At 67.8% G+C, this 261-nt stretch carries 1 pseudogene; it reads left to right on the top strand.

From position 1 onward, the window contains the following. Positions 1-261, top strand: a pseudogene (locus AC2CJA_RS27440) (recombinase RecA); the annotation flags it as partial.

Here is a 261-nt window from a genome sequence, read left to right as displayed (position 1 = left end):
TGGTGCCGCGCGCGGAGATCGAGGGCGAGATGGGCGACTCCCATGTGGGTCTGCAGGCGCGGCTGATGAGCCAGGCGCTGCGCAAGATCACCGGTGCGCTCAGCCAGTCCAAGACCACCGCGATCTTCATCAACCAGCTCCGCGAGAAGGTCGGGGTGATGTTCGGGTCGCCGGAGACGACCACCGGTGGGCGGGCGCTGAAGTTCTACGCCTCGGTGCGGCTGGACATCCGCCGGATCGAGACGCTCAAGGACGGCACCG

Source organism: Streptomyces sp. ATLC9 (assembly GCF_057196705.1).
This window is presented reverse-complemented; position numbering and strand designations above follow the sequence as displayed.